The sequence below is a fragment of the Oleiphilus sp. HI0067 genome (assembly GCF_001635735.1).
Genome location: NZ_LWFI01000205.1, coordinates 1 through 676, shown reverse-complemented (window position 1 = coordinate 676; position 676 = coordinate 1). Strand labels below are relative to the sequence as shown.

Annotated in this window: 1 protein-coding gene and 1 pseudogene; both read left to right on the top strand. The window is 44.8% G+C overall.

The window, feature by feature from the left end; all coding sequences use genetic code 11:
- Window positions 1-476 (top strand): DsbA family protein (locus tag A3739_RS02690; RefSeq protein WP_082878237.1); only part of this gene is annotated, 476 nt, incomplete at its 5' end.
- Window positions 473-676: pseudogene (locus tag A3739_RS02685) on the top strand (hypothetical protein); the annotation flags it as partial. The gene A3739_RS02690 and the pseudogene A3739_RS02685, both read left to right, overlap by 4 nt.

Below are 676 nucleotides of genomic sequence, written 5' to 3'. Positions count from 1 at the left end.
GTGATATACCGATGCCCTTAGACATGCGCGAAGCCATCGAAAGCTACTGGTACAAAATTTCTGATCTGCTAGGTACCGAATTCAATCACGCGTTTTGGCAACAAAATACGCCACATCGCTCTACCTATCCAGCCTGCCGAGCAGGCTTAATTGCACGGGATCAAGGCAAAGAAGAACAGATGAACCTTAAGATCCAAGAAGCATATTATTTGAATGCAATGAATCCTTCAGACACGAGTGTTTTGTGTCAGTTAGCTGAAGACATCGGTTTTGAGAAAGAACAGTTCGAGACTGATCTGCATAGCGATATAACCAGAAAACGCCTGCATGATGAAATACGATTCGCCCGCAGTATTGGAGGGAATAGTTTTCCGTCTTGGATTTTGGTGAAAGATCAGCAAGCCATGCAGCTGCCTCTTGATTATCAAGATCACCGCGCTGCTCTGACAATCATTGAGGATGCATTTGCGTCATGACATCTGCACCCGAACAAACTATTAGCAACAAGAAAGAACAATTCATCGAACTCGCAAAAATGACGTGGCCCATGTTGATTGGGATTGTCTCGCTAATGAGCTTCCAACTTGTGGATTCGGTTTTCATTGCGCGGCTAGGCGTTGAGCCTCTGGCAGTGGTTGGCTTCACCATCCCTATTTACCAACTTTTTATTGGTATT